This is a genomic window from Streptomyces sp. 3MP-14, assembly GCF_006334905.2.
Lineage (GTDB): Bacteria > Actinomycetota > Actinomycetes > Streptomycetales > Streptomycetaceae > Streptomyces > Streptomyces triticirhizae.
The window spans coordinates 135,212-162,156 of the sequence record NZ_VDLZ02000019.1; the positions used below are offsets into that span (position 1 = coordinate 135,212).

Annotated in this window: 20 protein-coding genes; 16 read left to right on the top strand and 4 right to left on the bottom strand. The window is 71.7% G+C overall.

Annotated features, from left to right (window positions below):
- Positions 1–59 precede the first annotated feature (59 nt).
- The 4 genes from FH609_RS27180 to FH609_RS27195 form a co-directional block, all read right to left on the bottom strand.
- Positions 60–830, bottom strand: a complete 771-nt coding sequence (locus FH609_RS27180) for a hypothetical protein (protein WP_139673022.1) — start codon at positions 828–830, stop codon at positions 60–62.
- A complete protein-coding gene (locus FH609_RS27185) occupies positions 827–2,218 on the bottom strand; it encodes a WXG100 family type VII secretion target (RefSeq protein ID WP_139673019.1) in 1,392 nt (463 codons plus the stop codon). The genes FH609_RS27180 and FH609_RS27185 overlap by 4 nt, the downstream gene beginning before the upstream one ends.
- A 6-nt stretch (positions 2,219–2,224) precedes the next feature.
- Positions 2,225–2,524, bottom strand: a complete 300-nt coding sequence (locus FH609_RS27190; protein WP_139673016.1) for a hypothetical protein — start codon at positions 2,522–2,524, stop codon at positions 2,225–2,227.
- Between the two features lie 166 nt (positions 2,525–2,690).
- Positions 2,691–2,975 carry a WXG100 family type VII secretion target gene (locus FH609_RS27195; RefSeq protein WP_264372978.1) on the bottom strand — a complete coding sequence of 95 codons (285 nt, stop codon included), beginning with the start codon at positions 2,973–2,975 and terminating at the stop codon, positions 2,691–2,693.
- Between the two features lie 617 nt (positions 2,976–3,592).
- Between FH609_RS27195 and FH609_RS27200 the strand changes: the two genes are divergently transcribed.
- The 16 genes from FH609_RS27200 to FH609_RS27275 all read left to right on the top strand — a co-directional run bounded on the left by FH609_RS27200 (position 3,593) and on the right by FH609_RS27275 (position 26,647).
- Complete coding sequence (locus tag FH609_RS27200) at positions 3,593–8,164, top strand: FtsK/SpoIIIE domain-containing protein (RefSeq protein WP_139673285.1); 4,572 nt, start codon at positions 3,593–3,595, stop codon at positions 8,162–8,164.
- 189 nt (positions 8,165–8,353) lie between these two features.
- Complete coding sequence (locus FH609_RS27205) at positions 8,354–8,827, top strand: VOC family protein (RefSeq protein WP_193318073.1); 474 nt, start codon at positions 8,354–8,356, stop codon at positions 8,825–8,827.
- 144 nt (positions 8,828–8,971) lie between these two features.
- Positions 8,972–13,687, top strand: a complete 4,716-nt coding sequence (locus FH609_RS27210) for an RHS repeat-associated core domain-containing protein (RefSeq protein ID WP_226961992.1) — start codon at positions 8,972–8,974, stop codon at positions 13,685–13,687.
- 61 nt (positions 13,688–13,748) lie between these two features.
- A complete protein-coding gene (locus FH609_RS27215) occupies positions 13,749–14,120 on the top strand; it encodes a hypothetical protein (protein WP_139673008.1) in 372 nt (123 codons plus the stop codon).
- A gap of 179 nt (positions 14,121–14,299) precedes the next feature.
- Positions 14,300–14,959, top strand: coding sequence for a hypothetical protein (locus FH609_RS27220; protein ID WP_139673005.1), 660 nt, complete (start codon positions 14,300–14,302; stop codon positions 14,957–14,959).
- The gene (locus FH609_RS27225) at positions 14,953–15,987 is read left to right on the top strand and encodes a hypothetical protein (RefSeq protein WP_139673002.1); all 1,035 of its coding nucleotides are present in this window, start codon (positions 14,953–14,955) and stop codon (positions 15,985–15,987) included. The genes FH609_RS27220 and FH609_RS27225 overlap by 7 nt, the downstream gene beginning before the upstream one ends.
- A gap of 175 nt (positions 15,988–16,162) precedes the next feature.
- Entirely contained in the window at positions 16,163–16,882 is a 720-nt protein-coding gene (locus FH609_RS27230) for a hypothetical protein (RefSeq protein WP_226961984.1), read from the top strand.
- A gap of 73 nt (positions 16,883–16,955) precedes the next feature.
- Positions 16,956–18,563 (top strand): MinD/ParA family protein, encoded by a 1,608-nt coding sequence (locus tag FH609_RS31940; protein WP_226961985.1) that lies wholly within the window; start codon positions 16,956–16,958, stop codon positions 18,561–18,563.
- Positions 18,560–19,948 (top strand): CpaF family protein, encoded by a 1,389-nt coding sequence (locus FH609_RS27240; RefSeq protein ID WP_226961986.1) that lies wholly within the window; start codon positions 18,560–18,562, stop codon positions 19,946–19,948. The genes FH609_RS31940 and FH609_RS27240 overlap by 4 nt, the downstream gene beginning before the upstream one ends.
- A 4-nt stretch (positions 19,949–19,952) precedes the next feature.
- Positions 19,953–20,915, top strand: coding sequence for a type II secretion system F family protein (locus FH609_RS27245; RefSeq protein ID WP_226961987.1), 963 nt, complete (start codon positions 19,953–19,955; stop codon positions 20,913–20,915).
- Positions 20,915–21,868 carry a type II secretion system F family protein gene (locus FH609_RS27250; RefSeq protein WP_139672997.1) on the top strand — a complete coding sequence of 318 codons (954 nt, stop codon included), beginning with the start codon at positions 20,915–20,917 and terminating at the stop codon, positions 21,866–21,868. The genes FH609_RS27245 and FH609_RS27250 overlap by 1 nt, the downstream gene beginning before the upstream one ends.
- A 39-nt stretch (positions 21,869–21,907) precedes the next feature.
- Positions 21,908–22,141 (top strand): hypothetical protein, encoded by a 234-nt coding sequence (locus FH609_RS27255; protein ID WP_122399581.1) that lies wholly within the window; start codon positions 21,908–21,910, stop codon positions 22,139–22,141.
- Between the two features lie 2 nt (positions 22,142–22,143).
- Positions 22,144–22,617 carry a TadE family protein gene (locus FH609_RS27260; protein ID WP_319789625.1) on the top strand — a complete coding sequence of 158 codons (474 nt, stop codon included), beginning with the start codon at positions 22,144–22,146 and terminating at the stop codon, positions 22,615–22,617.
- 97 nt (positions 22,618–22,714) lie between these two features.
- Positions 22,715–23,098 (top strand): TadE/TadG family type IV pilus assembly protein, encoded by a 384-nt coding sequence (locus FH609_RS27265; RefSeq protein WP_226961988.1) that lies wholly within the window; start codon positions 22,715–22,717, stop codon positions 23,096–23,098.
- Entirely contained in the window at positions 23,095–23,556 is a 462-nt protein-coding gene (locus tag FH609_RS27270) for a pilus assembly protein TadG-related protein (protein ID WP_139672992.1), read from the top strand. Before FH609_RS27265 ends, FH609_RS27270 begins: the two co-directional genes overlap by 4 nt.
- A 94-nt stretch (positions 23,557–23,650) precedes the next feature.
- Positions 23,651–26,647: a LysM peptidoglycan-binding domain-containing protein gene (locus FH609_RS27275; protein ID WP_139672989.1), complete on the top strand. Its 2,997-nt coding sequence runs from the start codon at positions 23,651–23,653 to the stop codon at positions 26,645–26,647.
- Positions 26,648–26,945: the final 298 nt, after the last annotated feature.

The window sequence follows — 26,945 nt, forward strand, 5'->3', positions numbered from 1 at the left end:
ATCATGCCCGCCACCACTGACAGTCCGGCCGGCCGCCGAAGGGGCCGCCGGTCAACGGCTCAGCCGCGACCGCCCAGCGGCTCCCTGGTGAGGACCACGTCGCCGCCCTTGCGGGCCTTCGCCACCGTGTCCTCGTCGAACGACACCGTGCGCGCGATCCGCGCCAGATGGTTGGCGAAGACCGAGGTGTGGTGCACGGTCGGCGTCGAGATGGTGAAGTAGACGGTGTAGTCCCTCGGCGCCGGCACCGCCAGCTGGACGAAGGACACCCCCAGCTTGGGCGGCGGCCCCTGCCCGATCCCCGGCGGGCGGGGGAAGGTCATGGACCGCAGCGAGACCGACGTCACCCCGGGCCCTACCGGCAGCTTGGTGGCCAGCAGGGTGTCCTCGGGGCCGCGCAGCCCCTTCGCCAACCGCTCGTCTATCTCGGCCAGTTCGGACTCCGGCACCTCCCGGAAGTACTCCTCCTTCTTGGCCCGGTAGATCGACTCCGCGCAGATCAGCGCCGACTCGTGCCGGGTCGGCAGCAGTCCGACGACCAGCATCCCCAGCGCCAACGAGCCGTTCTCCACGCTGATGTGGACCGCCGTCTTGCAGACCTCCTCCACCTGGAGCATCGGCAGCAGCCGCGGCATGTTGTCCATCGCGTAGGTCCTGCCCTCGCCGCCCACGGTCGGCAGCAGCCGGTCCAGCGTCTCGGACCACTCCTCCGGCGAGGGCGAGTCGGGCAGCGGAACGTAGCTGTCCGGGACCTGTGCGGTGAAGCGGACGGGTATGCCGTCCTGGTCGCCGGACGCCTCCGGCGCGGCGGGCCGGGCCGGGGCGCTCACGCCGCCACCTCAAGCCCGCTGACGAACGAGCCGTCCGCGCCGGCCAGGATCGCGTCCGGGTTGACGGCCGCCGGCACCACCTCGGGCATCGGCACCGGATCGCCCGGCGGCCGCACCTCCGGCATGGGTATCGGGTTGTTCGGCAGCTCCACGTCCGGCATCGGCGCCGGCTGCGAGGGCCCGGACGGCGGTGGCACGAACGTCGCGTCCGGCGCCAGGTGTTCGCCGGCCAGGTCGCCCAGGTCGCGGAACGGGCCCAGGATCGGCACGTCGCCGAACGTGGCGCCGTCGTCCTCCATGCGCCGCCGCTGGCTCTCCGCCGAGCCCAGGTTGCCCAGGATGTTCCCGGCCCAGCCCATGCCCTCGCCGACCAGCGTCCAGGCGCCGCCGGCGCCCCTGATGCCGCTGAACATGCCGCTGCCCAGGCCGGCGATGCCGGTCGCGCCCCTGGCCGCGCCGGCGATCCCCGCGCCCATCACGCCGAGACCGCCGGTGGCGACCGTGATCAGGTCGAAGCCGATGGTCTCCCAGGTGACGCCCTCCGCGCCGCCGGCCATCGCCATGCCGTGGAAGAGCAGCCCGGCCACCCCGGCGCCCAGGCCGATGTAGCCGCCGATGGTGCCGATCGCGCCCAGGATCAGCGCCGCCGTGCCGCCGCTGGCCACGAACAGGCCGATCACCGCGACCGCCAGGCAGATCACCCCGACCACCATGGCGATGTCGGCGAAGATGTCGCCGATCAGCTTCCAGGTGTTGGGGTCCATCATGAAGTCGACGATGTCCGAGACGACATCGGCGATCTTGTCGAAGAGCCCCGGCTCGGGCGGCGCGTCGTCCGCCGCCCTGGACAGCGCCCGCGAGGTGTCCTCGGCCGAGGCCAGATACTCCTCGTGCAGCTGACGGGCGCGCTGGATCACCTCGTTGAGCGCGGCGCTCGCGGAGTTGAGCGCGCTGCCGCGCGCCCGCTCGGTGTCCTCGTGCTCGGAGAGTTCGTCGTCGTCCATCTCCGAGGTGTCCGACGGCAGCGCGTCGACGGCCGCCTGGGCGCTGTCGACCTGCGCCTGCGCGCTGGCCGCCTCCTCCTCCAGCTGCCGCGCGACCGACTTGAAGCGGTCCAGGTCGTTGACCCACCACTCCAGGGCGCGGGCGGCGACGTCCAACGCGTTGACGGCGCGCTGGAGATACGGCGGCACCTCGTCGAACGCCTCGCTGAACGCGTCGGCGGCGCGGCCGACCCAGATGCCGCTGGACGTGTTGATCGCGGTCATCGCGGTGTGCGTGTTCGAGCTGAGGGTCGCCACGTCCCGCATCGTCGCGGCCACCGACTCGGCCGCCGGGAGGTCGCCGGGGCAGGGGTCGAACCCCAGGTTCGGATAGGAGTCGCTCATCGTGGCCTAGCCCCCGCTCCCGCCCTCGGAGAGGGCTCGTTCCAGTTCCTCGTCGGTGGCCGTGTAGGTCTCCGCCGCGTTGATCGCGACCTCGCCGATCCCGCTGGTCAGCTCCGACAGTTGGCCGAAGCCGTAGTCCCAGGAGTCGGCGAAGTCGTCGCACCGGCTGGCCAGTTCGGACGGCCCGATGCTGGCGGCGCTGGTGCCCGAGAGGCTGCGCGACGCCTCCCGCATGTCGTCGCCGCTGGACTCAAGCCGGGCCGCCAACTCCCGCACCTCGTCCTCGAAGAATCTCAAGAAGGACATCGCGTCCGTACGCTCCCCGTTCTCTCCCCGTAAGTCCCGGTTTGTCTCGTCCGGCCCTGTGACAGGGCCTGTGAGAGGGCCTGTGACACGGCCTGCTGACATGCGAAAAGGGCGGTGCCGGATGCCGTGAGACATCCGCGCACCGCCCCTGACGAAGCAGGCGAGGTCAGCCGCCGCGGATCGCGCCCTCAAGGCCCTCGTCGGTCTCGCGGTAGGTGTCGGCCGCGGTCTTGAGGTAGGTACCCATGCCCTCAAGACCCTCGATCACCTTGCGAGCACCCGTGGTGAACTCACGGTAGGACTCGTCGAAGGCACGAGACGCCCGGCTGGTCACGAAGCCGGTCGCGACCAGGTTGTCGATGTAGCTCTGGAGCGACGACAGCTTCTGGTCGATCTGCTCCCGCTCATCGATGAGTCGGTCACCCGCCTCCTGCATATCGTCATAAGTCACATCCATATCGCTCATGGCGGTCCCCTCCTCTGGCCCAGGCGGAAGGCGTCTTCCTCCCGCGTACATGAGGTAACTCACGGCGGTTCGTGGTCCGTGGACCGTACCGCGCCACTCAGCCTACGTGCGCGGCACTTGGGGCGAAAGCCCGGTCTCGGTACCTTCCTCGCGAGTCGTTCGCGACCTCAACGACACCAAGGACGCGGGTCGTTCCCCATCGGTTGCATCCAATCTCTCGGAATCCCCGAGATCTTCGAGATCTTCCCGGCACGGCCCGACCGGCACCCCGAACGCGTCAACACACCACCCCCGCGCACCCCACGCGCCGGCTCCCGCCCCCCGTGGCGCACGCCCCGTACGCCGCCGTCCGTTTCGCGCCCCCCTTCGTCCCCATTTCGCTTCCGGCGCGGGCAAAACTGCGGCATCGTGGAAGAAGCAGGCAACCAACGGGAACCAAGCGCGTTTTCCGCGTCATCTCCGACCGTGGCGGTGACGCCGGCCGTGACGTTCGGCCACCGTTCGGGGGGCCATCGACCGCCCGGCGCACCGTCGGTGCGGGATGCGATGATGAGCGGGTCTTCCAGCCAACTGGAGACCGTGTCAGCAACGGGAGGATGAGTGTGCGCCTGACCCTGACAGTAGTAGACCCGGTCGGGGGTCATCGGGCCGATACCGTGATCGACGCCGACCCGGAGACGCAGATCGCGGACCTGACCCCCGAGTTCGCCCAGGCCGTTGGCAGCCGGTTCGTGCCGGCCCAGGCGGGCGGGCCCCAGGGGTACGCGGAGGCACCCGCCGGCGCCCACCTGTTCGTCAACGGTGAGTACGTCGACCCCGGCCTGACGCTGGCCCAGTCCCCGCTGCGCGAGGGCAGCGTCGTCAGCCTGCACAATCCCAGCGGCTGCTGGCCGCCGGAGCCCAACGGGCTGGTGGAGCTGCGCGTCGTGGGCGGTCCCGCCGCCGGCGCCGTGCACCGCATGGGCGTCGGCAAGCTGGAGATCGGCTACGGACAGCAGGTCCACATCCACGTCCCCGACCCCACGCTGCCCGAGCGCGCCATGACCCTGCGGGTCGCGGCCGACGGCACCTGCCGGGTCACGGTCTACAGCGACGAGCAGCCGCTGATCGACGGCGAGCCGTTCTACCACGACGAGGGCGACCGCGCCGTCTGGAAGCTCGGCAAGCAACTCTCCGTCGGCGACTCCCTCTTCGAGCTGACCCCCTACTTCCCGCCGGACGCCGCGCTCAAGGTCTCCGAGGACGGCGCCGGCCTCGACTACAACCGGCCGCCCCGGCTGCTGCCGCCCGAGCGGCAGACGCAGTTCCAGCTGCCCAAGCCGGTCGGCGAGCGCGAGAAGCGCCCGCTGCCCTGGCTGATGGCCATCCTCCCGGTCGTCGGCGCGGTCGGCATGGCCTCCATCACGGGACGCTGGATCTTCCTGATGATGGCGTTCATGAGCCCGATCATGCTGCTGTCCAACTACTTCATGGACAAGAAGCGTGGCCGGATATCACACGCCAAGAAGGTCGAGGAGTACAAGGAGCGCAAGGCCAGGATCGAGAAGGACGCGCGCGACGCGCTGATCGCCGAGCGGTTCGCCCGCCGGCACGCCGCGCCCGACCCGGCCACCGTGCTCACCCAGGCCACCGGCCCCCGCACCCGCCTCTTCGAGCGCCGCCGCACCGACGACGACCACCTGCTGATCCGGGTCGGCACCGTCGAGCTGGACTCCGAGGTCGTCCTCACCGACCCCGAACAGGACGAGCACAAGCGGCAGGTCGCGTGGAAGATCGCCGACGCCCCGGTCACCCTCCCGCTGCGCACCCTCGGCGTGATCGGCTACGCCGGCTCCGGCGACTCGGCCCGCGCGCTGGCCCGTTGGACCGTCGGCCAGATCGCCGTCCTGCACAGCCCGGTCGACGTCCAGTTCGTGCTCCTCACCGACGGCACGGGGCAGTACAGCTGGGAGTGGATGCGCTGGCTGCCGCACTCCAGGCCGGCGCCGGAACACGACACCAACCTCCTGGTCGGCAACGACGCCGAGACCATCGGCGCCCGCGTCGCCGAGCTGACCGCCGCGCTCGACGCCCGGCAGAAGGCCGCCAAGCAGGCGCGCACCGGCGGCGGCCCCACCTCCTTCAAGGACCCGGACATCGTCGTCGTCTTCGACGGCTCCCGGAAGATGCGCTCCCTGCCCGGCGTGATCCGGCTGCTGCGCGAGGGCCCCTCGGTCTCCATCTTCGCCCTCTGCCTCGACGACGAGGAGCGCTTCCTGCCCGGCGAGTGCCAGGCCGTGGTCATCGCCGAGCCCAACCCGGACCGCGCCACCCAGGGCGGCACCCGCAGGCCCGGCTTCGCGACCGGCTTCCACACCTTCCTCGCCGTCCCCGGCAGCGCGTTCCCCGGGCAGGGCCCGGGCGCCACGCCCGCCCCCCCGATGACCGCCGACCGGCTGCGCGTCGAACAGACCGGGGCCTGGCGCATCAGGGGCGTGCGGCCCGACTGGGTGCTCCCCGAGTGGTGCGAGCTGATGGCCCGTTCGCTCAGCCCGATCCGCGACATCAGCGGCGAGTCCGAGGACGCGGCGCTGCCCTCGTCCTCCCGGCTGCTGGACGTCATCGAGATGGAGCCGCCGTCCGCCGGGGCCATCGCGGCCCGCTGGCAGATGGGCGGCCAGTCCACCGAGGCGGTCATCGGCGAGTCCTACGACGGGGCGTTCGCCATCGACCTGCGCAGGGACGGCCCGCACGGCCTGATCGCCGGCACCACCGGCTCCGGCAAGTCCGAGCTGCTCCAGACGATCGTCGCGTCCCTGGCGGTGGCCAACACCCCGGAGAACATGACGTTCGTCCTGGTCGACTACAAGGGCGGCTCCGCGTTCAAGGACTGTGTGCAACTCCCGCACACCGTCGGCATGGTCACCGACCTCGACAACCACCTGGTGGAACGCGCGCTCTCCTCGCTGGGCGCCGAGCTGACCCGCCGCGAGCACATGCTCGCCGACGTCGGCGCCAAGGACATCGAGGACTACCAGGACCTGATGCGGCGCAACCCGGGCCGGCTGCCCGCGCTGCCCCGACTGCTCATCGTCATCGACGAGTTCGCCTCGATGGTCCGCGAGCTGCCGGACTTCGTGAAGGGCCTGGTCAACATCGCGCAGCGGGGCCGTTCGCTCGGCATCCACCTGCTGCTCGCCACCCAGCGGCCCAGCGGCGTGGTCTCCCCGGAGATCCGCGCCAACACCAACCTGCGGATCGCGCTGCGCGTCACCGACGGCAGCGAGTCCTCGGACGTGATCGACGCGCCCGACGCCGGCTTCATCGCCAAGTCCACGCCGGGCCGCGCCTACGTCCGGCTCGGGCACGCCTCGCTGGTGCCGTTCCAGTCCGGCCGCGTCGGTGGCCGCCGGCCAGGCGCCGTCGACCCGACGGTCTCCCGGCCCTGGTCCGGCCAGCTGGAGTGGAACAACCTCGGCCGCGCCGCGCTGAAGAAGCCGCCGGGGGCCAAGTCCCAGGAGGAGGAGATCACCGACCTCAAGGTGCTGGTCGACGCGGTCATCGAGGCCGACCGCCAGCTCGGTTTCGCCAAGCAGCACAGCCCCTGGCTGCCCGCGCTCGGCGACACCGTGCTGCTGCGCGACCTCGAACACCCGGCGCCGCAGGGCGCGTTGCCGGCCGCCCCGTACGGCGTCGAGGACCTGCCGTCCCAGCAGGCGCGGCGCTCGGTCGCCATCGACTTCCGCTCCTTCGGGCACATGCTGGTCGGCGGCGCGCCGCGCAGCGGCCGTTCCCAGCTGCTGCGCACCATGGCCGGCTCGCTGTCCTGGATTCACTCCACGGCCGACGTCCACATCTACGGCATCGACTGCGGCAACGGCGCGCTCAACGCCCTGACCCGGCTGCCCAACTGCGGCGCGGTCGTCACCAGGAACCAGGTCGAGCGCGTCCGGCGGCTGATCCGCAGGTTCCGCCAGGAGATGGACCGCAGGCAGGAGGTGCTCGCCGCCGACGCGCTCGCCGACATCAACGAGCAGCGCGCCGCCGCCGAGCCCGACAAGCGACTGCCGCACCTGGTGGTCCTCGTCGACCGCTGGGAGGGCTGGGTCTCCACGCTCGGCGAGATCGACCACGGCGCGCTCACCGACGAGATGTTCGTGATGATGCGCGAGGGCGCCTCGGTCGGCATCCACGTGATCATCGCCGGCGACCGCAGCGTCCTCTCCGGGCGGATCTCCACGCTCACCGAGGAGCGGTACGCGATGCGGCTCTCGGACCGGTCGGACTACTCCAACATCGGGATGCCGGCCCGCAAGGTGCCCGAAGAGGTCGCCGACGGCCGCATGTTCAGGAACCAGGCGCTCACCGAGATCCAGATCGCCGTCCTCGCCGAGGAGCTGTCCGGCCAGGCGCAGGCGGCGGCGCTCGGCGCCATCGGCGACTGGGCGACCGAGCGGGACGCGGCGGTGCCGCGCTCCCGACGGCCGTTCCGCGTCGACGTGCTGCCCAGCCGGCTCACCTTCGCCGACGCGTGGGAGATGCGGGACCCGGACGCGTCGAACTCCCGGCTGTGGGGCCTCATCGGCGTGGGCGGCGACGAACTGATGGGCTACGGCCCCGACCTGGCCCAGGGCACCCCGGCGTTCATCGTCGCCGGCCCGCCCAAGTCGGGCCGCTCCACGGTCCTCACGATGCTCGCCAAGTCGTATCTGGCGCAGGGCGTGCGGGTGGTCGTGGCCGCCCCCAGGCCCTCGCCGCTGCGCGACCTGGCCGGGCAGGACGGCGTCATCCAGGTGTTCACCGGCGACGACCTGTACGAGAAGGACCTGCGCGAGGCGGTCTCCACCTCCTCGGTGGAGAACCCGATCGTCGTCCTCGTCGACGACGGCGAGGACCTGCGGCGCTGCGACGCCGCCGACGAGTTGAAGGCCCTGGTGACCCAGGGCTCGCAGCTCGGCCGGTATCTGGTGCTCGGCGGCGACGAGGGCGAGATCTGCGGCGGGTTCTCCGGCTGGCAGGTGGACGCGAAGAAGGCACGCCGAGGCGCGCTGCTCTCGCCGACCACGCACCGCTCGGGCGACCTGATCGGCGCGAAGCTGCCGCGCAGTGCGGCGGCCGAGCAGCCGACGCCGGGCCGCGCGATCCTCCATCTCGGGGATGGCACGGCGTTCTCGGTGACGACGCCGGCGCCGTGACGCGTCGCTGACGGATCGCACGGTTGGGTTGACCCTGAGGTCCCCGTGCTCCGCGCCCCCTCGGGGCGCGGAGCACGGGGACCTCGGCCGTGTGGGGTGGTACGCGTCGCCGGCGCCGTGGCCGGCCGCCTCGGCCGGAGTGTCAGTGGCACCGGTTACGCTCCGAACACGCGGAGTGAGGAGCGGATGATGACCGACGGCCGGACGGCGAGCGATGACCAGGTTCCCCGGAGCGACCTGACCGGCGGGGTGCCCGAGGGGGTGCTGGGCGCGGGGCTGGGGGTGGACTTCAGCGGCGGGGTCAACGTCGCGATGAAGATCCCGGCCCCCGACTGGGCGGCGACCGTCGCGTTCTACCGCGACACCCTGGGACTTGAGGTCGTCGACGAGGCGGAGGGCGAGGCCACCGGCACCGCCACCGTCTCGCACACCGTCGCGGTGCGGTTCGGTCCGACGACGCTGTGGCTGGACCGCGTCCCCGGCGCGGCCCGCTCCGACGTGTGGCTGGAACTGCGCACGCCCCACCTGGAGTCCGCCATGGAACGCCTCGCCCGCGCCGGCCACCAACCCCTCGACTCGGTCGAGCCCTTCACCGCCCCCGACACCCGCGCCCACTGGTACCGCAACCCGGCGGGGGTGGTGCACCTGCTGACGGAGGAGTGAGGGGGGTTACCCGGCGGGGAGACCGTGGCACCGGAGTCAGGAACGCAGTGCCGTCATGCGTGCTCATTCGGTAACGTTGACAGGACGCTGGAAAACGACCCTGGGGGGATCGTGGCTCGACCGTCTGACTGGTCTCCGGTGGACATGGATCGGGACCCGACTCCCGGTGACCCGGACGAGGTGCGCGAACTCGCGGACGAGTTGCGGGAGTTCGCTGACGATGTGGGGGAGGCGCTGGGGAAGATCCGGGGGTTGGCCTCGGAGCGTGCGGTGTTGGACTGGGCGGGGTTGTCCGCGGACGCGTTCCGCCGCGAGTTCGAGGGCGTGCCGGACAACCTGACGAAGCTGGAGGACTCCTACTCTCTCTGCGCCCAGGCACTGCATGGGTATTGGCCGAAGTTGCAGACCGCGCAGGGCATGGCGGACCGGGCGTTGGACCGGGCCATCTCCGCGCAGGCGGATCTCGCGTCCGCTCAGTCGGCGTTGGGGGACGCGCAGGATTGGGTGGGCCGGGCCGGTGATGAGGCGGAGCGGCTTCAGCGCGAAGGGGAACGGGAGAACGTCGAGCCGCCCGATGAGGCCGACGTCCGGGCAGCCGCTCGGGATCAGCAGGCCGCTGAGGCGGCGGCCGGTGCCGCGCAGGGCCGGGTCGACGACGCGGAGGAACGCCTCGCAGCCGCCCGTCAACTCGCCCTCGACGCCCAGGAGATGCGCGAGGAGGCCGCCCGGGAGTGTGCCCGTGACATCGACGAGGCGTCCGACGCCGGCATTCAGAACCGGCGTTGGTGGGAGAAGGCCATCAAGTGGGTGACGGACAACTGGGACACGCTGGTAGACATCTGCAAGGTAATCGTCGCCGTCCTCGGGGTCGTCGTGATGATCATCGGCGGCCCGCTCGCCTGGGTCGTCCTCGCCGCAGCGCTGGTCGTCCTCGCCGACACTCTCGTCAAGTACGCGCGTGGTGAGGCGGGACTCCTCGATGTCGCCTTCGCCGCACTCGACTGCATCCCGGGGATGAAGGGGCTCACCACACTCGGCGGCCTCGCAGCCGGACTCCGCGGCCTGGCCCGTGGAGGGCTGCGCGGGATCGCCAACGGGGCCGCCGGACTAGCGCGCAACGCCCGTGGCGCGATTGGCGACGGGGTCACCGGTGCCTTCGACCGGCTGCGCAATGTGGTGCGCAGTGGTGGAACGGACCCTATTGACCTCGCTACCGGAGCGATGTTTTTGTCGCAGACCGATCTCCGCCTAGGCGGCGCCCTGCCCCTCGTGATCAGCCGCCGTGTCGCCTCCGACTACCACACCGGCCGCTGGTTCGGGCCCAGTTGGGCCTCCACTTGCGATCAGCGTATCGAGGTGGACGAGCAGGGTCTCGTCCTAGTCGACCAGGACGGGCTGCTGCTGTCCTATCCCCATCCGGCTGAGAGTGGCGACGAGGTCTGGCCCGAGCGTGGTCCCCGCTGGCCGTTGACTGTGGAGCCCGACGGAGGCTACACGGTTTCGGACCTGCTGACCGGGCAGGCCCGTCGCTTCAGGCCACCGGATGAGAGTCGAATCGCTTTGCTGGAGCGGTTGTCGGACCGCAACGGGAACCAGGTCACTTTTCACTACGACGCGACGGGCGCTCCCACTGACATCCGGCACTCCGGTGGTTACCACCTCCGACTGACCACGGAGGAGTGCCGGATCACACGGCTGAGTCTCATGACCCCGGACAGCCCCGAATCTGAGATCACCGTATGTGAATACGGATATGACAGAGGCAATCTCACCGAGGTGATCGGTTCGCTCGGAAGACCACTGGAATTCGCCTACGACGAGCGACTGCGGATCACCTCCTGGACCGACACCAACGGCCACGGCTACCACTACACCTATGACGCACGGGACCGCTGTGTCGGGGAGCAGGGGGACGCTGGCGAACTAGCTGTGACCATCGCCTACGACGGTTCGCTCCCGGAGTGGCCCGAAGCTGCCCGGGTGACCACGCTGACCACCGCCGAGGGCGCGGTCAGCCACTTTGTCGTCAACGACCTCTGTCAGGTGGTTGCCGAGATCGATCCGCTCGGCGGTGTCACCCGCCGTGACCATGACGCGAACCATCAGGTGGTAGCTCACACTGACCAGTTGGGACACACCACCAGGATCACGCGGAACCTGGTCGGCCAACCGATCGAAGTGACCTACGCGGACGGTACGACCACTCGCTACACGTATGGGGCGCACCACCGTCCCATCAGCATTGTCCTGGCCGACGGCACCGCCTGGACGTGGGAGTTCGACGAGCGAGCCAACTGTGTCGCCGTCATCGATGGCACGGGCGCTACCTGGCGCTACGCCTTCGACCAGCAGGGCCGATTGACCCACCTCATAGACCCGCTCGGTGCCACCACCCGGGTGGTCTGCGACGCGACCGGACAACCCGTGCAGCTTACCGATCCCTTGGGGAACCGAGTTGCTAAGGAGCGCGACGCGTTCGGCCGCGTCGTGCGCATCACGGACCCGCTGGGTGCCGTCACGCGCCTGGAGTGGACCGTCGAGGGGCTTATCCGCACGGCTGTCGCCCCAGACGGCGGAATCCGTCGCTGGGACTACGACGGCGAGGGGAACTGCGTCGCCCAGACCGACGCTGGTGGCGCCACCACCCACTTCGAATACGGCCCGTTCGACCGGCTCAGTGCCCGGATCGAACCGGACGGCAGGCGCTACGAGTTCACCCATGACGAGGCGCTGCGGCTGGTCGCGGTGACCGACCCGAGGGGCCTGGTCTGGGAGTACTCGTACGACTCGGCTGGGAGGCTGCTTGCCGAGAAGGACTTCGACGACCGCCGCGTCGAGTACCGCAGGGACACCGCGGGTCGAATGGCAGCCCGTGTCAACGCGGTCGGGCAGGTGGTCGGTTACGCCTACGACCCGCGCGGACAACTCGTCGAAAAGACCGTGGACCGACCAACGGGTGACCAACCTGACCACTTGGACGACCCTGCGCGGTATTCGTTCACCTACAACGTGCGTGGCCAGATGGCCACCGCGACCGGCCCGGACGCCAAGATCACTTGGGAACGTGACGGGGCAGGGCAGCCGCTCAGCGAGACTCTGCACACCGGGGAGGTCGCCCGCCGCACCACCTATCGCTACCGTCCCGACGGCCGACGGGTTCTCCGGAAGACTCCCGGCGGGGCCGTCACCACCTATGGCTATGACGCCGCCGGGCGGCGCACCAGTATGGACATCGACGGTCACCGGATGGTCTTCGAACACGACGCCGCAGGCCGGCAGACCCTGCGCACCGCAGACGACTTCCTGGGCTTCGGCCAGGAGTGGGACGAAGCCGGCCGCCTCGTAGCACGCTCCATCACCGTGCCCGGTGAGCCGACTCTGCGTCACTCCTACGAGTACGGTGCGGATGGGCAGCTGCTCAGCGTGGACGAGGCGGACCACGGCCGGACCACCTTCCGTCGTGATGCCTCGGGGCGGATCTGCGAGGTCTCGGCACGAGGGTGGAGCGAAAGCTACGCCTATGACGAGGCTGGCAACCAGACGCGGGCCGCGTGGCCCGACCGACATCCGCTCGGTGACGCGCGGGGCGACCGCGAGTACACCGGAAATCGGCTGGTCAGGGCCGGCGCGGTGCGCTACGAGTACGACGCGGCGGGCCGAGTGGTGACTCGGATGAGGACTCGGCTGTCCCGCAAGCCGGATATCTGGCGGTACTCGTGGGATGCCGAGGACCGACTCACGGCCGTCGTCACGCCCGACGGCACCCGCTGGCGCTACGGCTACGACCCGCTCGGCCGGCGGGTGTTCAAGGAGCGGCTGGGCGTCGAGCGAACGACGAGTGTGACGGGCGCGGCCGTTGACGCATGTGTTCCGGGTGCCGAGCGAGCCGTCAGAGTACGGACGCGGGTTGTGGAGCGGGTGGACTTCACCTGGGACGGCAGCATCCTGGTGGAGCAGGTCTCCACCACCGCCGACATGCCCCGGCCGGCCGTCATCACCTGGCAGCACGACGGGCTGTACCCGGTGGCCCAGAGCGAGCACCTCGGGCAACCGGATGCGCCGCAGGAGGCCGTGGACCGACGCTTCTTCGCGATTGTCACGGACCTGTCCGGCGCACCGACCCGGCTCCTCGACGAGCACGGGACGGTCGCCTGGCGTGCCCGGAGCACGCTGTGGGGCTCCACAGCCTGGGCCAGAGGCGGCACCGCCTACACGCCAGTGCGGTTCCCCGGGCAGTACCACGACTCCGAGACTGGGTTGCACTACAACCTCAACCGGTATTACGACCCTGAAACTGCTCGCTACACCACCCCCGACCCGCTCGGGCTCGGCCCAGCGCCCAATCCGGCCGGCTACGTGCCCGACCCGACGGTGCAGAGCGACCCGCTCGGGTTGGCACCCTGCGGGTCCGGCACCGCCATCGACTTCATGAACGGCGCGGACAACGCCATCCCTGCAGGCAACCCGGTTACCCACGGCCCCAACGGCACACTGATCGGCAACGACCCGGCCAGCGTCCGAAACTTCCAGAACGTGCGTAACGAGGGACGCCACGACGTGGTGGCGCACGGTTCGCGCGATGGCTTCCTGGCCATGCCGGAGGGAAATGTCAATGGTGGCCAGATATCGGACGCTATTCGGAACAACCCCAACTATGACGGTGGGGACCTGCGCCTGATGGTCTGTCACTCAGGCTCGGACACCTCGGGAATCGCTCAGGACCTGGCTAACGAACTGGGCGTTACAGTGAAGGCGCCCACTGACATGGTCGGCACCCAGCCAGCGCTCGGACCAGGCCAGACACCACGCATCGCCAACAACGGCTCGTGGCGAATTTTCCTGCCCATTGTGGCCGGTTGATCCCGAAGGGTGACCTGACTTGATCTATCTCGGCTTCTATCGAGAGCTGAACCCTGACGGCGTGCCCGTCCCGAACAGGGGCGGCGTCTACGTCCAATCCATTCAGGAGGTGTTGACGCCGCCTGGCGACTACCCGGCGGACACCGTCGCCGGCTACCTGGACGCCGGACACCCGATGCTGGATGTCATGGAACTGACCCAGGACGTGGTACGCCACGCGTTCCAGGTCCCCGGTGGTTCCTCGGTGTTGACCGATGGCGAGTACGCCTGGCGGCTGGACCTGGCGCAGTACGTCAGGCGCTACGCCCCGGAGCTTCCGGAGGCGTTCCTCAGCCGGGCGCTGGACCCGGCCGGCGTGCCCGCGCTGCCACAGGACCGACTGATCGCCCTCTCCGACCGTATCGCCGCCGATCTGGGATTCCGCGCCAGCTGACCGTAGGGCACCTGGCCGGTGAGGGGGCGGGGGCGGAACGGTGGGAGCGGAACGAGGGCTGGCGCAGGTCCGGCAAGAGAAGCCCGACTGGTAGGGGTGCGTGGTTGGTTGTGCGCGGGCGGTGACTAAGCTGGGATTCGCTCGGATGTGTGACTCGCCTTCTGTGATACGGAGTTGCTGTGGCTCGTCGGAACGGGATCGTGTACGGGGCCGTGGTCGCGGCCAGCGCGCTGGTGCTGACCGCGTGTGGTGGGGATGGGGACTCGGCCGAGGACGACGAGATCGCGGGCGTCCAGACCCCGACGGAGGAGTCGGAGCCGGAGCAGACCGAGGACCCGGAGCCGACGGAGGACCCGGAGGCCGGCCGCCCGGAGATCGACCTGGGACCGGACTTCGAGAACGTCTACGAGGTGGAGCCGACAGGGGACGCGGTGGTGGACGCGGCGCTCCTTGACCTACGAGGCTTTCAAGATGCGGTGGCAGAAGCGGTTGTCACCCATGAGAATGACCGTCCCGCGCTGAGCTACTACGTGACAGGTGAAGCGCTGAGCCAGGTCTTCTCCACGCTGGAGTACGTTTTCGAGACGGGAAACTCCTCGGGTGGGACCACTCGCTACTACAACATGAACGTGACCCCGGTGGATGACGTGTCTGCGACCTTCAGTTTCTGTCGCGACTTCACCGAGGTCTACACGATTGACCTGGCGACCGGTGAGGTCGTCGAAGAGGCTGATCCCAATGCCGTGCCCGACTACTACTTCGGCCGTCTGGAACTCAACGACGCGGGGGTCTGGCAGACGGTTGCGTACGATCTTGAGTCCGGAAATCCGTCATGCTGAAGACTCGGCTGACAACCGGTGCCGTGCCTTTAGTTGCTGCCGTCGTCCTCCTGGGGATCTTCCCGGCAACCGCCCGCGCGGACCTGACCAGCGATGGCGATCACGAGACCACAGGCGGGAGTCAGGGGCCGATCATCGATTCGGCGGTCGGGGTGGCGCGGATCACCTATGACCCAGCAGAAGTTGGCGCTGGGAGGGGGCCGACCGCCGCACAGACAACCTGGTCGCCGCCGGCCTGCTATTACGCGCCCACGCACACGCCGGAGGAGTACCAGGCCTACTGGGACGAACTCTCCCGTGACTTCTACAGCTCCGGCAATCCGCAGGAGGACAAGGACGCCCTGCGAGACTCCCTGGAGGACTCCTACGGCGAGGACGGGGAGTTCCCGAACTACAACATCGACCGGCAGGGGGAGGGGATGTTCTGGCGGGTGGTGCGGAACGAGAACCATCCTGACCGGGAGGCGCAGTACGCCTGTGAAACCCGTACCTTCTGGGTTGACTTCGGGGACCCGCCGCCCGTGGATGTGCCGGAGGTGGTGGATGTCGAGATGCTCGCGGAGTTGGCGTACGAGCGGATTCGGGTGCCGGATACCGCGATCGAGATGAATCCGGGTGGGGCGCAGACCGTTAATCTCGCGACGTGGGTCTGGTTGGAGCAGGGGGAGTTCGAGCCGGTGTCGGTGACGGCGTCGCTGGACGACTACGGGTTGTCGGCGACGACGACGGCGACGCCGGTGGGGTTGTCGATCGAGCCGGGGACCGGGGACGCCGTGACGCATCCCGGTTCGGGGGAGTGCGCGATCGACGCTGCGGCGTACCGGGAGGGGGCGGCGGGCCAGGAGCCCCCGTGTGGGGTGACGTATCTGCGGTCCACCCCGGAGGGCGGCGCCTACGAGTTGACCGCCTCGGTGCGGTGGGAGATCGCCTGGGAGGGCTCGGACGGCTCGGGCGGAACGTTGCCGGACGGCGTCTTCGAGACGACCTACGACGTGACCGTCGACGAGGTGCAGACGATCGTCCGTTGAACTCCCGTGACGGGGGGCGCGCGGGGTGCGATATGTTGCGCGACCGCCGTTGTAGGCGCCGTGAGCGGACTGATAGCGTGCGAATCACCGGATAGGGTAATGAGACCGTTCTTTTGCGTGAGCGTTCAGGCGATGGCCGTGAACGCCGCCTCCACGTGGGAACCGGGGTTGGCGGATGAGAACTGAGGACCGGGTCACCACGGCTGCGAAGAAGTCGATCGCCGTTGGTCCAGTGGCCGGGGATCGGCTGCCCGCTCCCCCGCGCGAGCGGAAGCCCGCGTTGGCGGCGCTCGCAGCGTTGTTGGTGCTGATCGGCGCCCTGGGCGCGACGGTGCTGGTGATGCGCGCCGGCGACCGGGTGGAGGCGATCCGCATCACCGAGCGCGTCCCGATGGGCCAGCAGATACCGGAGTCCGCGATGGAGTCCGTGCTGGTCGCCGAGGACGACGCGGTGAGCTATGTCCGTTGGGAACAGCGGCAGACCGTGATGGAGAGCCTGCGGCCCACCACCGACCTGGTCGCCGGAACGGTGCTGGTCGGCGAGATGCTCACGGGCGAGCCGACGCTCCCCGAGGGCGAGGTCATGGTCGGGGTGTCGCTCCAACCGGGCCAGTTCCCCTCGGGACTTGAGGCGGGCGACACGGTCGCGGCCTACTGGGTCGGCGACGACGGACCCGCCGGCAACGCCGAGCAGGAGGGCGCGCAGCAGCCCGACCAGGACACGTTGTTGACGGACTCGGCCCAGGTGGCGGCGATCCACGGGGACGGCGGGGGCAGCGGCAACAGCACGCTGCCGGTCACGCTGCGCGTGGACGAGGCCGTGGTGGCCGAGTTGACCAGGGCGGCCGCCGCCGGCGACGTGTCGCTGGTGGTCGTCGCGGCCCCCGCCGAGTGACCGACGACCACGACGACCACGACGATCAGCGAGGGGACGAGGGACCGGTGCGCGGGGGAGGAACGGGGAGCGGATGGCACTGATCGCAGTGGCCGCTGACAAGGGCGCGCCGGGCGTGACCACCACGGCCGTCGCCCTGGCCGCGCTCTGGCCGCGCCGGGTCCTGCTGGCCGAGATCGACCCGGCCGGCGGCGACCTGGTGTACCGCTCGGTGACGGAGAACGGTCGCCCGCCCGACCCGACGACCGGGATTCTCTCGCTGGCCGCGACCGCCCGCAGGGGCGTCGTCGCCGAGCAGCTGTGGGACCACGCGCAGCGGCTCTCCGGCGGCCTCGACGTGCTGGTCGGCCTCGCCAACTCGGACCAGGCGGCCGGACTGACCGGCCAGTGGGGCGCGTTGGGCCGGGCCTTCGCCGAGCTGGCGCAGTCGCCGCACCACGAGGTCGCGGCCGACGTGTTGGCCGACTGCGGGCGGCTGGACGCCGGTTCGCCGGTGCACGCCCTGCTGCCGCACGCCTCGGTGCTGCTGCTGGTGACACGTTCCTCGCCCGAGCAGATCGCCCATGTCCGCGACCGGGCCGCCGCGTTGCACAACAAGTTGCACGGCGGCCAGCGCGGCACCGCGCAGTTGGCGCAGCCGCAGATCGGGGTGGTGCTGGTGGCCGACCCGCAGCGCGGGGAACGGGTCGCCACCCAGGTGAACGAGATGCTGATCGCCTCCGGCACCGGTTCCCGGGTGGTCGGCCTGCTGGCCGAGGACCCGGTGGGCGCCGAGCAGTTGGCCGGGCGCAGACGCGGCCGGCTGGAACGTTCGCTGCTGGTGCGCTCGGCGCGCCGGGTGGTGGCGGATCTGCACCAGGTCTACCGCTCGGAGTTGACGCCGTCGGTGAGTGGCGCGACCGGCCCGCAGCAGGTGCCGCCGCCCGGCGCGCAGGGCGTGCCGGCGCCGCAGGGCGCGCCCCCGGCGGGCGGGTACGGAGCGCCGGGGAGTTACGCGCCCCCGCCCGGGTATGGCGCGCCGCCGCCCGGCTATGCCGGTCAGCCGGCAACCGGTCAGCCGGCGGGCTACCCGCCGCCGGGGTACGGCCCGCCGGCCGGCAACGCGTCCGGCGCGGGCGCCCGTTCGGACCAGGCGCCGGGCCCGGCAACGGGCGGAGTCGGTCAACAGGCGGGCGGGGTCGGACAGCAGGCGGGCGGGGTCGGACAGCAGGCGACTATGGGCGGTCAGCTGACCAGCCCGACCGGTCAGCTGCCGAACGCCGGCGGGCAGCAGACGTATGCCGCAGGGCAGGCGCCGCGCCCCGCCGATCAGGCGTCGCACGCCGGCGGTCAGCTGCCTAACGCCGCTGATCGGCAGGCGTACCCGGCCGATCAGCAGACGTACGCCGCCGACCAGCGGGGGTACGCCGGCGATCAGTCCGTCTACCAGGCCGATCAGTCCGGCTATCCGGCCGGTCAGCCGGCCTACCCCGCCGCCGCGACGGGCACCGCGCCCGGCCCCGACGGCCACCCCGGGACTGCCGACTACGCCCACCCCGGAACCACCGACTACGGCCAGCCCGCCGGCCAGGCACCGGCCGGCCAGGCACCCGCGCCGCAGGGCGGCCCCTGGCACCCGCCCGCCCCCGGCCCCGCCGGCCAGGCGCCCGCGCCCGGCGCAACGCCCGGAGGCGAGGCATGAGCGGGGTCGCCGGCTTCGGCGTCGGCGGCGTGGGCGGCGTCGCCCCGGCCGCCGCTGCGGCCGTCGTCGCCGAGGGCGGCCGGGCCGGCGAGGTCAACCACCAGCTGGTGAAGCGGTTCCGGCAGGACGCCGGCGACCGCATAGCCGAGCAGCGCCGCATCGACCAGGCCAGCGGTGTGCGCCCCATGTCCTCCGAGGACGAACGGCACTACGCGCGCGCCGTGATCGCCCAGGTGCTGGAGGAGTACGCCCGCGCGGAGATCGCCGAGGGCCGCGCCCCGCTGGACGCCGCCTCCGAGGAGGCGTACGCCGCCGCCGTGCACGCCGCGCTCTTCGGCGTCGGCCGGCTGCAACCCCTCCTCGACGACCCCGACGTGGAGAACATCGACGTCAACGGCTGCGACCAGGTCTTCATCGGCTACTCCGACGGCCGCGAGGTGCGCGGCGACCCGGTGGCCGAGAGCGACGAGGAACTCGTCGAGCTGATCCAGATCCTCGGCGCCTACTCCGGCCTGTCGTCCCGCCCGTTCGACTCCGCCAACCCGCAGCTGGACCTGCGGCTGCCCGACGGCTCCCGGCTGTCGGCCGTGATGGACGTGACCCGGCGGCCCGCGCTGTCGATCCGGCGCGCCCGGCTGGGCAAGGTCTTCCTCGCCGACCTGGTCGGAAACGGCACGCTCACCCCGGAGTTGGGCCAGTTCCTCACGGCGGCCGTGCGGGCCAGGAAGAACATCATGATCGCCGGGGCCACCAACGCCGGCAAGACGACGCTGCTGCGCGCGCTGGCCAACGAGATCCCGCCCGAGGAGCGGCTGATCACCGTGGAGCGCGCGTTGGAGCTGGGCCTGGACCAGTTCCCCGAACTGCACCCCAACGTGGTCGCGTTCGAGGAGCGGCTGCCCAACTCCGAGGGCCAGGGCGCCATCACGATGGCCGAGCTGGTCCGCCGGAGCCTGCGCATGAACCCGTCCCGGGTGATCGTCGGCGAGGTGCTGGGCGACGAGATCGTCACCATGTTGAACGCGATGAGCCAGGGCAACGACGGCTCGCTGTCCACGATCCACGCCAACAGCTCGTCCGAGGTGTTCAACCGCATCTCGACCTATGCGCTCCAGGCGTCCGAGCGGCTGCCGATCGAGGCCAGCCAGATGCTGATCGCGGGCGCGGTGAACTTCGTGATCTTCGTGGAGCGGCGCAACACCTATGCACAGGGCGGCACGTTGCGCCGGTTCGTCTCCTCGATCCGCGAGGTGAACGGGGTGGACGGCCGGGTGCTCTCCAGCGAGGTCTTCGCCGAGGGCGCGGACGGGGTGACCCGGCCGCACGCGGCGCTGGCCTGCGCCGAGGAGTTGGCGGCCTACGGCTATCGCGGCGGATGGGGGTGACGGGGTGACGGTCTCCGGTGGGCTGTTCTCGCTGACCACCCTCTACGCGCTGCTCTGCGGCGTGGCGGTGGGCGGCGGCCTGGCGCTGCTGGTGGTGGCGATCCGTGGGCTGCCGCCGACCAGCGTCGAGGAGCGCGCGGCGCGGCAGCGGCGGCGTTCGGAGCTGGCGGCGTTCTTCGGCCGGCGCGGCACGGTCGCGGTGGCGACGGCGCTGGTGGTGCTGCTGCTGACGCGCTGGCCGATCGCCGCGCTGGCCACGGCGCTGCTGGCGTTCGTGTGGAACCAGCTCTTCGGCGGCGCGGCCGAGGAGCGCGCCGCGATGCGCCGGGTCGAGGCGCTGGCCGGCTGGACGGAGTCGCTGCGCGACACCATCGCCGGCGCGGTCGGCCTGGAGCAGGCGATCCCGTCCTCGGCGCGGGCGGCGGCGCCGGCGCTGCGCGGGCCGCTCAACAACCTGGTGGACCGGCTGCGTTCGCGCACCCCGCTGCCGGACGCGCTCCAGGAGTTCGCGGACGAGCTGGACGACTCATCGGCCGACGTGATCATCGCCTCGCTGATCCTCAACGCGCGGCTGCGCGGGCCCGGGCTGCGCGAGGTGCTGGGCGCGTTGGCGAAGTCGGCGCGCGAGGAGGTCGACATGCGGCAGCGGGTGATGGCGCAGCGCGCCTCGACGCGGCGCAGCGTGCAGATCGTGGTCGGGGTGAGCGTGGCGTTCCCGCTGGGCCTGGCCATCTTCAACCCGAGCTTTGTCGAGCCGTTCGGCGACCCGCTGGGCCAGGCCGTGTTGGCCGTGGTCTGCGGCCTGTTCGGGCTCGGCTTCTGGTGGATGCGGCGGCTGTCGACGATCGAGACGCCGGAACGGTTCCTCGCCAGGTCGGAGCCGGTCGAGGCGCTGCGCGAACGGGAGCAGGCGAACGGGCTGCTGGGCCGGGTGCCCGGCAGGTTCGACAGGGGGGCGAGCCGGTGATGGACTCGATGGTGACGACGGCCGTGGTGGTCGGCGCGATCTTCGGGCTCGGCCTGTACGCGCTGGTGCGGGCGCTGGTGCCGAGCCGGCGCGGGCCGGTCTCGACGGTGGCGCGGATCGACGAGCTGCGGGCGCGCGGCGGGATCGGCGGCTATCCGTCGGCCACGCCCTCGGCGCCCGGCGCGAGCGGCGAGCAGGGCACCCGGCGCCGGGACCAGCTGCTGGCCAGGGTCGGCGACCGGGTGGCCGAGCTGTATCTGCAACGGGGCTGGGAGCAGCGGTCGTTGCGGGCGGACCTGGCGCTGCTGGACCGCACCTGGGAGGGGTTCCTCGCCAACAAGGTGGTGCTGGCGGCGCTCGGCCTGTTCTTCGGCCCGTTCGTGTTCTCGATGGCGTGGCTGCTGGGCTTCGGCAGCAGCCCGGTGGTGCCGGTGTGGCTGGCGTTGGCGTTCGCCGGCGCGTTCTTCTTCCTGCCGGACCTGGAGGTGCGGCGGGACGCCAAGGCGAAGCGGCGGGACTTCCGCCGGGTGGTGGCGGCCTATCTGGACCTGGTGGCGATGAGCCTGGCCGGCGGGCGCGGCCTGCCGGAGGCGCTGAAGGCGGCGGCCGAGGTCAGCGACGGCTGGGCGTTGAAGCGCATCCAGACGGCGCTCGCCGACGCGCGGATCACCGGGCTCACCCAGTGGCAGGCGCTGGGGCGGCTGGGCGACGAGGTCGGCGTGGACGAACTCAAGGACCTGTCCACCTCGTTGGCGCTGGTCGCGGACGACGGCGCGAAGGTGCGCGCCTCGTTGTCGGCGCGGGCTGAGACCATGCGACACAGGGAACTCGCCGACATCGAGGGGAGCGCGGGTGAGAAGTCACAGTCGATGTTGATCGCTCAACTGCTGCTCTGTATGGGTTTCTTGATCTTTCTGATCTTTCCGGCCGGGATGCGCGTCTTCCAGGCGTGACGGCGGCCGAGCAACGTAGTGAAGTGTGGAGGAAAAGCCATGGTGCGCCATCCGGCGACTGACTATCTGATCGGGTTTCTTCGGACCCGGCTGGCCAGGGCCAGATCGGGCGAGTTGGACCGGGGTGCCTCGGCCATCGAGTGGGTGATCATCGCGGCGGTGGTCGTCGGCATCGTGGCCGGCGTCGCGGCCGTGATCATGAACGCCCTGGACGACCGCGCGGAGAGCGTCGGCGACTGCATCGAGGGCGCCCAGAACTACGCCAACTGCTAGCCGTGGTCGGGCGGCTGGTGGGCTTCCTGCGCCGCCGGGTGGCGCAGGGCGCCGACCGGGGCGGCTCGGTGGTGCGCGCGGGGGACCGGGGGAGTTCGGCGATCGAGTTTGTCTTCTTGACGCCGGTGATGTTCTTCATGATCTTCGGTGCGGTGCAGTTCGCGCTCTATTCCTTTGCCGAGCATGTGGCCAAGGCGGCCGCGCAGGCCGGGGCGCGCACCGCGCGGGCCCAGGCGGACGCCGACCCGGACGGCTGGCGGGGCGCGGCGGAGAGCAAGGCGTACGACTACATCGACCAGTTGGGTCCCGGCCTCTTCACGGCCAGGCCACGGGTGGACGCCCTCCCGGGCACGGGGGCGTTCACGGTGCGGGTCGAGGTGGAGGGCAACGTGCCGTCGATCCTGCCGGGCGTTGACCTGACGGTGAGCGCGGCCTCGGAGGGCCCGGTGGAACGCTTTGTGCCGGACGGGGGGTGAGGGTGCCATGGCGCGTGCGCTGGCGCGGCGGTTCGCCGTGGGCGGTGGCCGGGGTCAGGACGGAGCGGACCGGGGCAGGGCCGGAGCGGACCGGGGCATGTCCTCGCTCGAAGTGGTCCTGCTCGCACCGCTGATGATCGCGTTCATTCTGCTGCTGGTCGGTTTCGGCCAACAGGTGTCGGGCCGGAACGCCGTCAACGGCGCGGCGCGGGATGCCGCGCGGGCCGGCTCGTTGGAACGCTCCACCGGCGCCGCGATGAGCGCGGCGGCCACCGTGGCGGAGGGCCAGCTGGGCGACGTCTGCGTCGGCGGCACGGTGTCGGTGCGGCGCACCACGCCGGCCGGGCACGAGCCGGGCTCGCTCTTCGGCGTCGAGGTCTCCTGCGAGGTGCGCGGCCTCGACATGCTGGGCATCGGGCTGACCTCCACGCTCTCCGGCACGTCGAGTTCGCCCATCGACCCCTACCGGAGGTCCGGATGAGGGCGTGGACCTGGTTTCAGCGACGACGCCCCGGGAACGACGGGGACGCCGACCGGGGCTCGGGCGCGATCGTGGTGATCTTCTTCGCCGTGGTGGTGTTGGCGCTGGCCGCGTTCGTGGTGGACGGCGGGCTCTCCATCGCGCAGCGGGAGCGGGCCGCCGACATCGCCGAGCAGGCCGCCCGTTACGCCGCCCAGGACCTCGACGAGGCCGCGCTGCGCGAGGGCGTCTCGCCGGCGCCGATCAACTTCGGCAACTGCGCGAACCGGGTCGCCGAGTACGCCGACTCCGTCGGCATGGACCCGGCCGACATCGCCGCGTCCGAGTGCGTCGCGGCCGGCGTCAACGAGGTCACGGTGCGCATCCGGCTCACCTACCGGCCGGTCTTCGCCGGCATCGTCTACGACCAACCGCTGACCGTCTGGGGCGAGGCCACCGCCGAGGCCCAGGTCGGATAGCCCGCCCCAACAGACCGCCCGCAGACCTCCGTTCCGTTCCATTCCGTTCCGTTCCGTTCCGATCCGTTTCTTCCGACTCACGGGAGCACCCGTCATGGCTCGCACTCCACCGCCCGTTCCGGGGAACCGGACGCCCGTCCCGGTGCGGGGGCGGCGCGGCCCCCGCGAAGTGCTGCTGGCCCTGGCCGCCGTGCTGGCGCTGCTCTGCCTGGTGGTGGGCGTGCCGTTGGCGCTGGCCAGCGTCATCGGCTGGCCGCTGCCGCGCACCGCGCCCAGCGTGGAGATGCTGACCGAGGAGATCGACGTCGGCACCTTCGTCCGGGTGCTGGCCGTGCTCGTCTGGGTCGCCTGGGCGCAGTTCACCGCCTGTGTGCTGGTCGAGGTGTGGGCGGCGGTCTCCGGGGTCGGCATCCCGCGCCGGGTGCCGGGCGCCGGCCCCAGCCAGCTGCTCGCCCGGCAACTGGTCGGCGCCGTGCTGCTGTTGACGTCGGCGGCCGCCTCGTTGACGCCGGGGCTCAGCCAGTTGGGCGCGACGTTCGACTCGCCTGGTCAGGGGCAGGTGGTGGCCGAGGCCCAGCGGGTGCCGGGTGGCGGCGCCACGATCACGCTGGCCGCCGGCGCCGCCGACGACGTCAAGGTGAACCCGGCCGACCCGGGCGCGTCGGAGCTGCGCACCGCCGACGCCTTCGAGGACGAGGAGCGCGCCGAGGCCATCTACTACCGCATTCAGCCGCCCGAGGGCCGCCACCACGACACCCTCTGGGGCATCGCCGAGCGGCACCTGGGCGAGGGGATGCGGTACAAGGAGATCTACCAGCTCAACAAGGACCGCCTCCAGCCGGACGGCTCCCGGCTGACCGAGGCCAGCCTGATCAGGCCGGGCTGGATTCTCCAGATGCCGGCCGACGCCCAGGGCGGCGAGCTGGTCGAACTCCCCGACGAGGCCGAGGAGCTGACCGCCGACGAGGCCGCCGAGTACGAGGAGTACGCCGGAACGGGCGAAGCGCCGCCGCCCGCCGAGACGCCCGAACTGCCCGACGAGCTGCCCGAGACCGACGACCGCCCGGCGGGCGGTGGCAAGGGCACCGACCGGCCGGCCGTCCTCGACGACGGCGCCGAGGACGGGGACGCCGGCCTGGACCTGCCCGGCGAGCGGGCCGCGGCCGAGGACGGCGGCTCGGCCGGGCTGCCCGACGCGCTGGTCGCCGCGCCGCTGTTGGCGGCCGGGCTGCTGATGGCGCTCGGCCGCTCCCGGCGGACCGCGCTGTGGCAGGCGGCGGCCGGGGTGCTGCCGCGTTCCGTCGGGGACGACCTGGGGCCGGGCTCGCCGCGCGCGTTCGCGGCCAGGGACGCGCTGCTGGTGGGCGCGGCGCCCGACCAGGTGGCGTTCCTGGACCGGGCGTTGCGGCTGCTGTCGGCGGCGCTGGCCGACGAGGGCCGGGTGCTGCCGGCCGTCTACGCGGCCTGGCTCGGCCCGGCCGAGCTGCACCTCCAGCTCGCCGGCCCGGTCGGCCGCCCGCCGGCGCCCTGGACGCAGGGCCAGGACCAGACGTACTGGACGGTGGAACGGGCCCAGCTCCCGGCCGACGACGAGCCGGCGCCCGACGCCGAGGCGCCCTACCCGGGCCTGGTCAGCCTGGGGATGCGCGACGACCTGCGGCTGCTGCTCAACCTGGAGTCGGTGCCGGGCATCGTCGCCGTGCGCGGCGCGCCCGCCGACCGGGAGGCGGTGCTGTCCTCGATCGCCGCCGAGCTGGCGACCAGCGGCTGGTCGGACCGGATGACGGTGACCCTCGTCGGCTTCGCGCCCGAGCTGACGGCGCTGGCCCCGACCCGGGTGCGGCATCTCGACGACATCGCCGGGCTGTTGGAGGTCATGGAGACCGAGACTGGGCTGCGGCGCGGCGCGTTGCGGCACTCCGGGCACGAGTCGCTGCTCAGCGGCCGGACCGGCCCGGCCCGCCAACAGCAGTGGGCGCCCCACCTGGTGGTGATCGGCGCGACGCCCACCGAGGAGGAGGCGGACCGGCTGGCCGGCCTGGCCGCCGTCTCGGCCCAGCTGGGCATCGGCTATCTGTTGGGTACCGAACAGGCTGATCCGCCGGGCGTGGCCTGGGAGTTCGCGATCGCCCCGGACGGGACGCTCAACGAGCCCGAGATGGGCCTGACGTTGGCGGCCCAACTGCTGCCGGCGGCGCACCGGGCGGCCGTCGTCGAGCTGTTCACCGGCCTGACCCGGGGCCGCCCCGGGGGCGCGCCGCCGGCTGGCGGGCCGACCGTCGACCTGTCGACCGGCCGGCCCGGCGTCTACGTCCGGCTGCTGGGCGGGTTCGAGATCACCGGCCTCGACGAGCCGGAGCCGGAGCGCGCCGCCCGCCTCAGGGAGGCGCTGGCGTTGCTGTCGCTGCACCGGGAGGGCGTCCACCCGCGCGTGTTGGGCTCGGCGCTGTGGCCGCGCGGCGGAACGGACGAGCTGCGCGACGCGCTGCTCGCCCGCCTCGGCCAGTGGCTCGGCGCGGACGCGGCCGGCCGGCCCCGGCTGCTGGGCGGCGGGGACGGGCGGCTGGCGCTCTCGCCCGACGTGCTCTCCGACTGGGACGTGCTGCGCACGCTGCACCACCAGGTGCTGGTCAGCGAGAACCCGACGGAGGCCGGCCGGCCCTCCGACCGGATGCGGAAGCTGACCGACGCCCTCGCCCTGGCGCGCGGCGCGCTGCTGGCCGGGCACCGCGAGGGCGGCGGCTTCGGCTGGCTGGAACACGAGATCGTCGACGCCCAGTACCCGCTGCTGGTCGCGGAGTTGGCGCTCACCCTCGCCACCGAGCACCGCGCGGCGGGCGAGGGCGAGGCAGCCTATGCCGCCGTCCGTTCGGCGCTGGCGACGGCGCCGACGGACGAACGCCTCTGGAACGAACTGCTGCGCTCGGCCCACGCCACCGGCCGCGCCGAGTGGCTGACCGGCGCCGCCCAGTGGCTCGTCGGCCACCACGGCCAACTCTTCGGCCCGGCGACCCCGTTGCCCTCCCAGACGGAGGCCCTCCTCGACGAACTGCTCCCCAACTGGCGCGAGGCGGTGGCCACGGCGGGGTGACCGGGGCGGGGCGCCGTTCGCCCTGGGGGCGAACGGGCGCGGAGGGGTGGGTGCGGGTGGGTGCGGGTGGTGGTGGTTGGGTGCGGGGTTTGTCTGCGGGGCGGTGGCCGGTGCGGGGCAGCCCGACTGGTCGTTCTGTTGGTTGACGAGACTCTGCGGTGTGGTTGGGGTTCTGGCGCGGGCTACTACGCCGGGCCTAGATGGCGCACGATCGGCCGGGTGCGGGCGTAACGAATGCCGGCAGGAGGCTGGCTGGGAAGGGGGGCGCGGCTTCCGGGAGGTGGAGTTCGTTGCCGCC

What these genes read in the sequence shown, in the direction of transcription:
- FH609_RS27185 (WP_139673019.1), bottom strand. Translation starts at nt 2,218, where the DNA reads ATGAGCGACTCCTATCCGAACCTGGGGTTCGACCCCTGCCCCGGCGAC.
- FH609_RS27190 (WP_139673016.1), bottom strand. Translation starts at nt 2,524, where the DNA reads ATGTCCTTCTTGAGATTCTTCGAGGACGAGGTGCGGGAGTTGGCGGCC.
- FH609_RS27205 (WP_193318073.1), top strand. Translation starts at nt 8,354, where the DNA reads ATGACCGACGGCCGGACGGCGAGCGATGACCAGGTTCCCCGGAGCGAC.
- FH609_RS27210 (WP_226961992.1), top strand. Translation starts at nt 8,972, where the DNA reads ATGGATCGGGACCCGACTCCCGGTGACCCGGACGAGGTGCGCGAACTC.
- FH609_RS27225 (WP_139673002.1), top strand. Translation starts at nt 14,953, where the DNA reads ATGCTGAAGACTCGGCTGACAACCGGTGCCGTGCCTTTAGTTGCTGCC.
- FH609_RS27230 (WP_226961984.1), top strand. Translation starts at nt 16,163, where the DNA reads ATGAGAACTGAGGACCGGGTCACCACGGCTGCGAAGAAGTCGATCGCC.
- FH609_RS31940 (WP_226961985.1), top strand. Translation starts at nt 16,956, where the DNA reads ATGGCACTGATCGCAGTGGCCGCTGACAAGGGCGCGCCGGGCGTGACC.
- FH609_RS27240 (WP_226961986.1), top strand. Translation starts at nt 18,560, where the DNA reads ATGAGCGGGGTCGCCGGCTTCGGCGTCGGCGGCGTGGGCGGCGTCGCC.
- FH609_RS27250 (WP_139672997.1), top strand. Translation starts at nt 20,915, where the DNA reads ATGGACTCGATGGTGACGACGGCCGTGGTGGTCGGCGCGATCTTCGGG.
- FH609_RS27255 (WP_122399581.1), top strand. Translation starts at nt 21,908, where the DNA reads ATGGTGCGCCATCCGGCGACTGACTATCTGATCGGGTTTCTTCGGACC.
- FH609_RS27265 (WP_226961988.1), top strand. Translation starts at nt 22,715, where the DNA reads ATGTCCTCGCTCGAAGTGGTCCTGCTCGCACCGCTGATGATCGCGTTC.
- FH609_RS27270 (WP_139672992.1), top strand. Translation starts at nt 23,095, where the DNA reads ATGAGGGCGTGGACCTGGTTTCAGCGACGACGCCCCGGGAACGACGGG.
- FH609_RS27275 (WP_139672989.1), top strand. Translation starts at nt 23,651, where the DNA reads ATGGCTCGCACTCCACCGCCCGTTCCGGGGAACCGGACGCCCGTCCCG.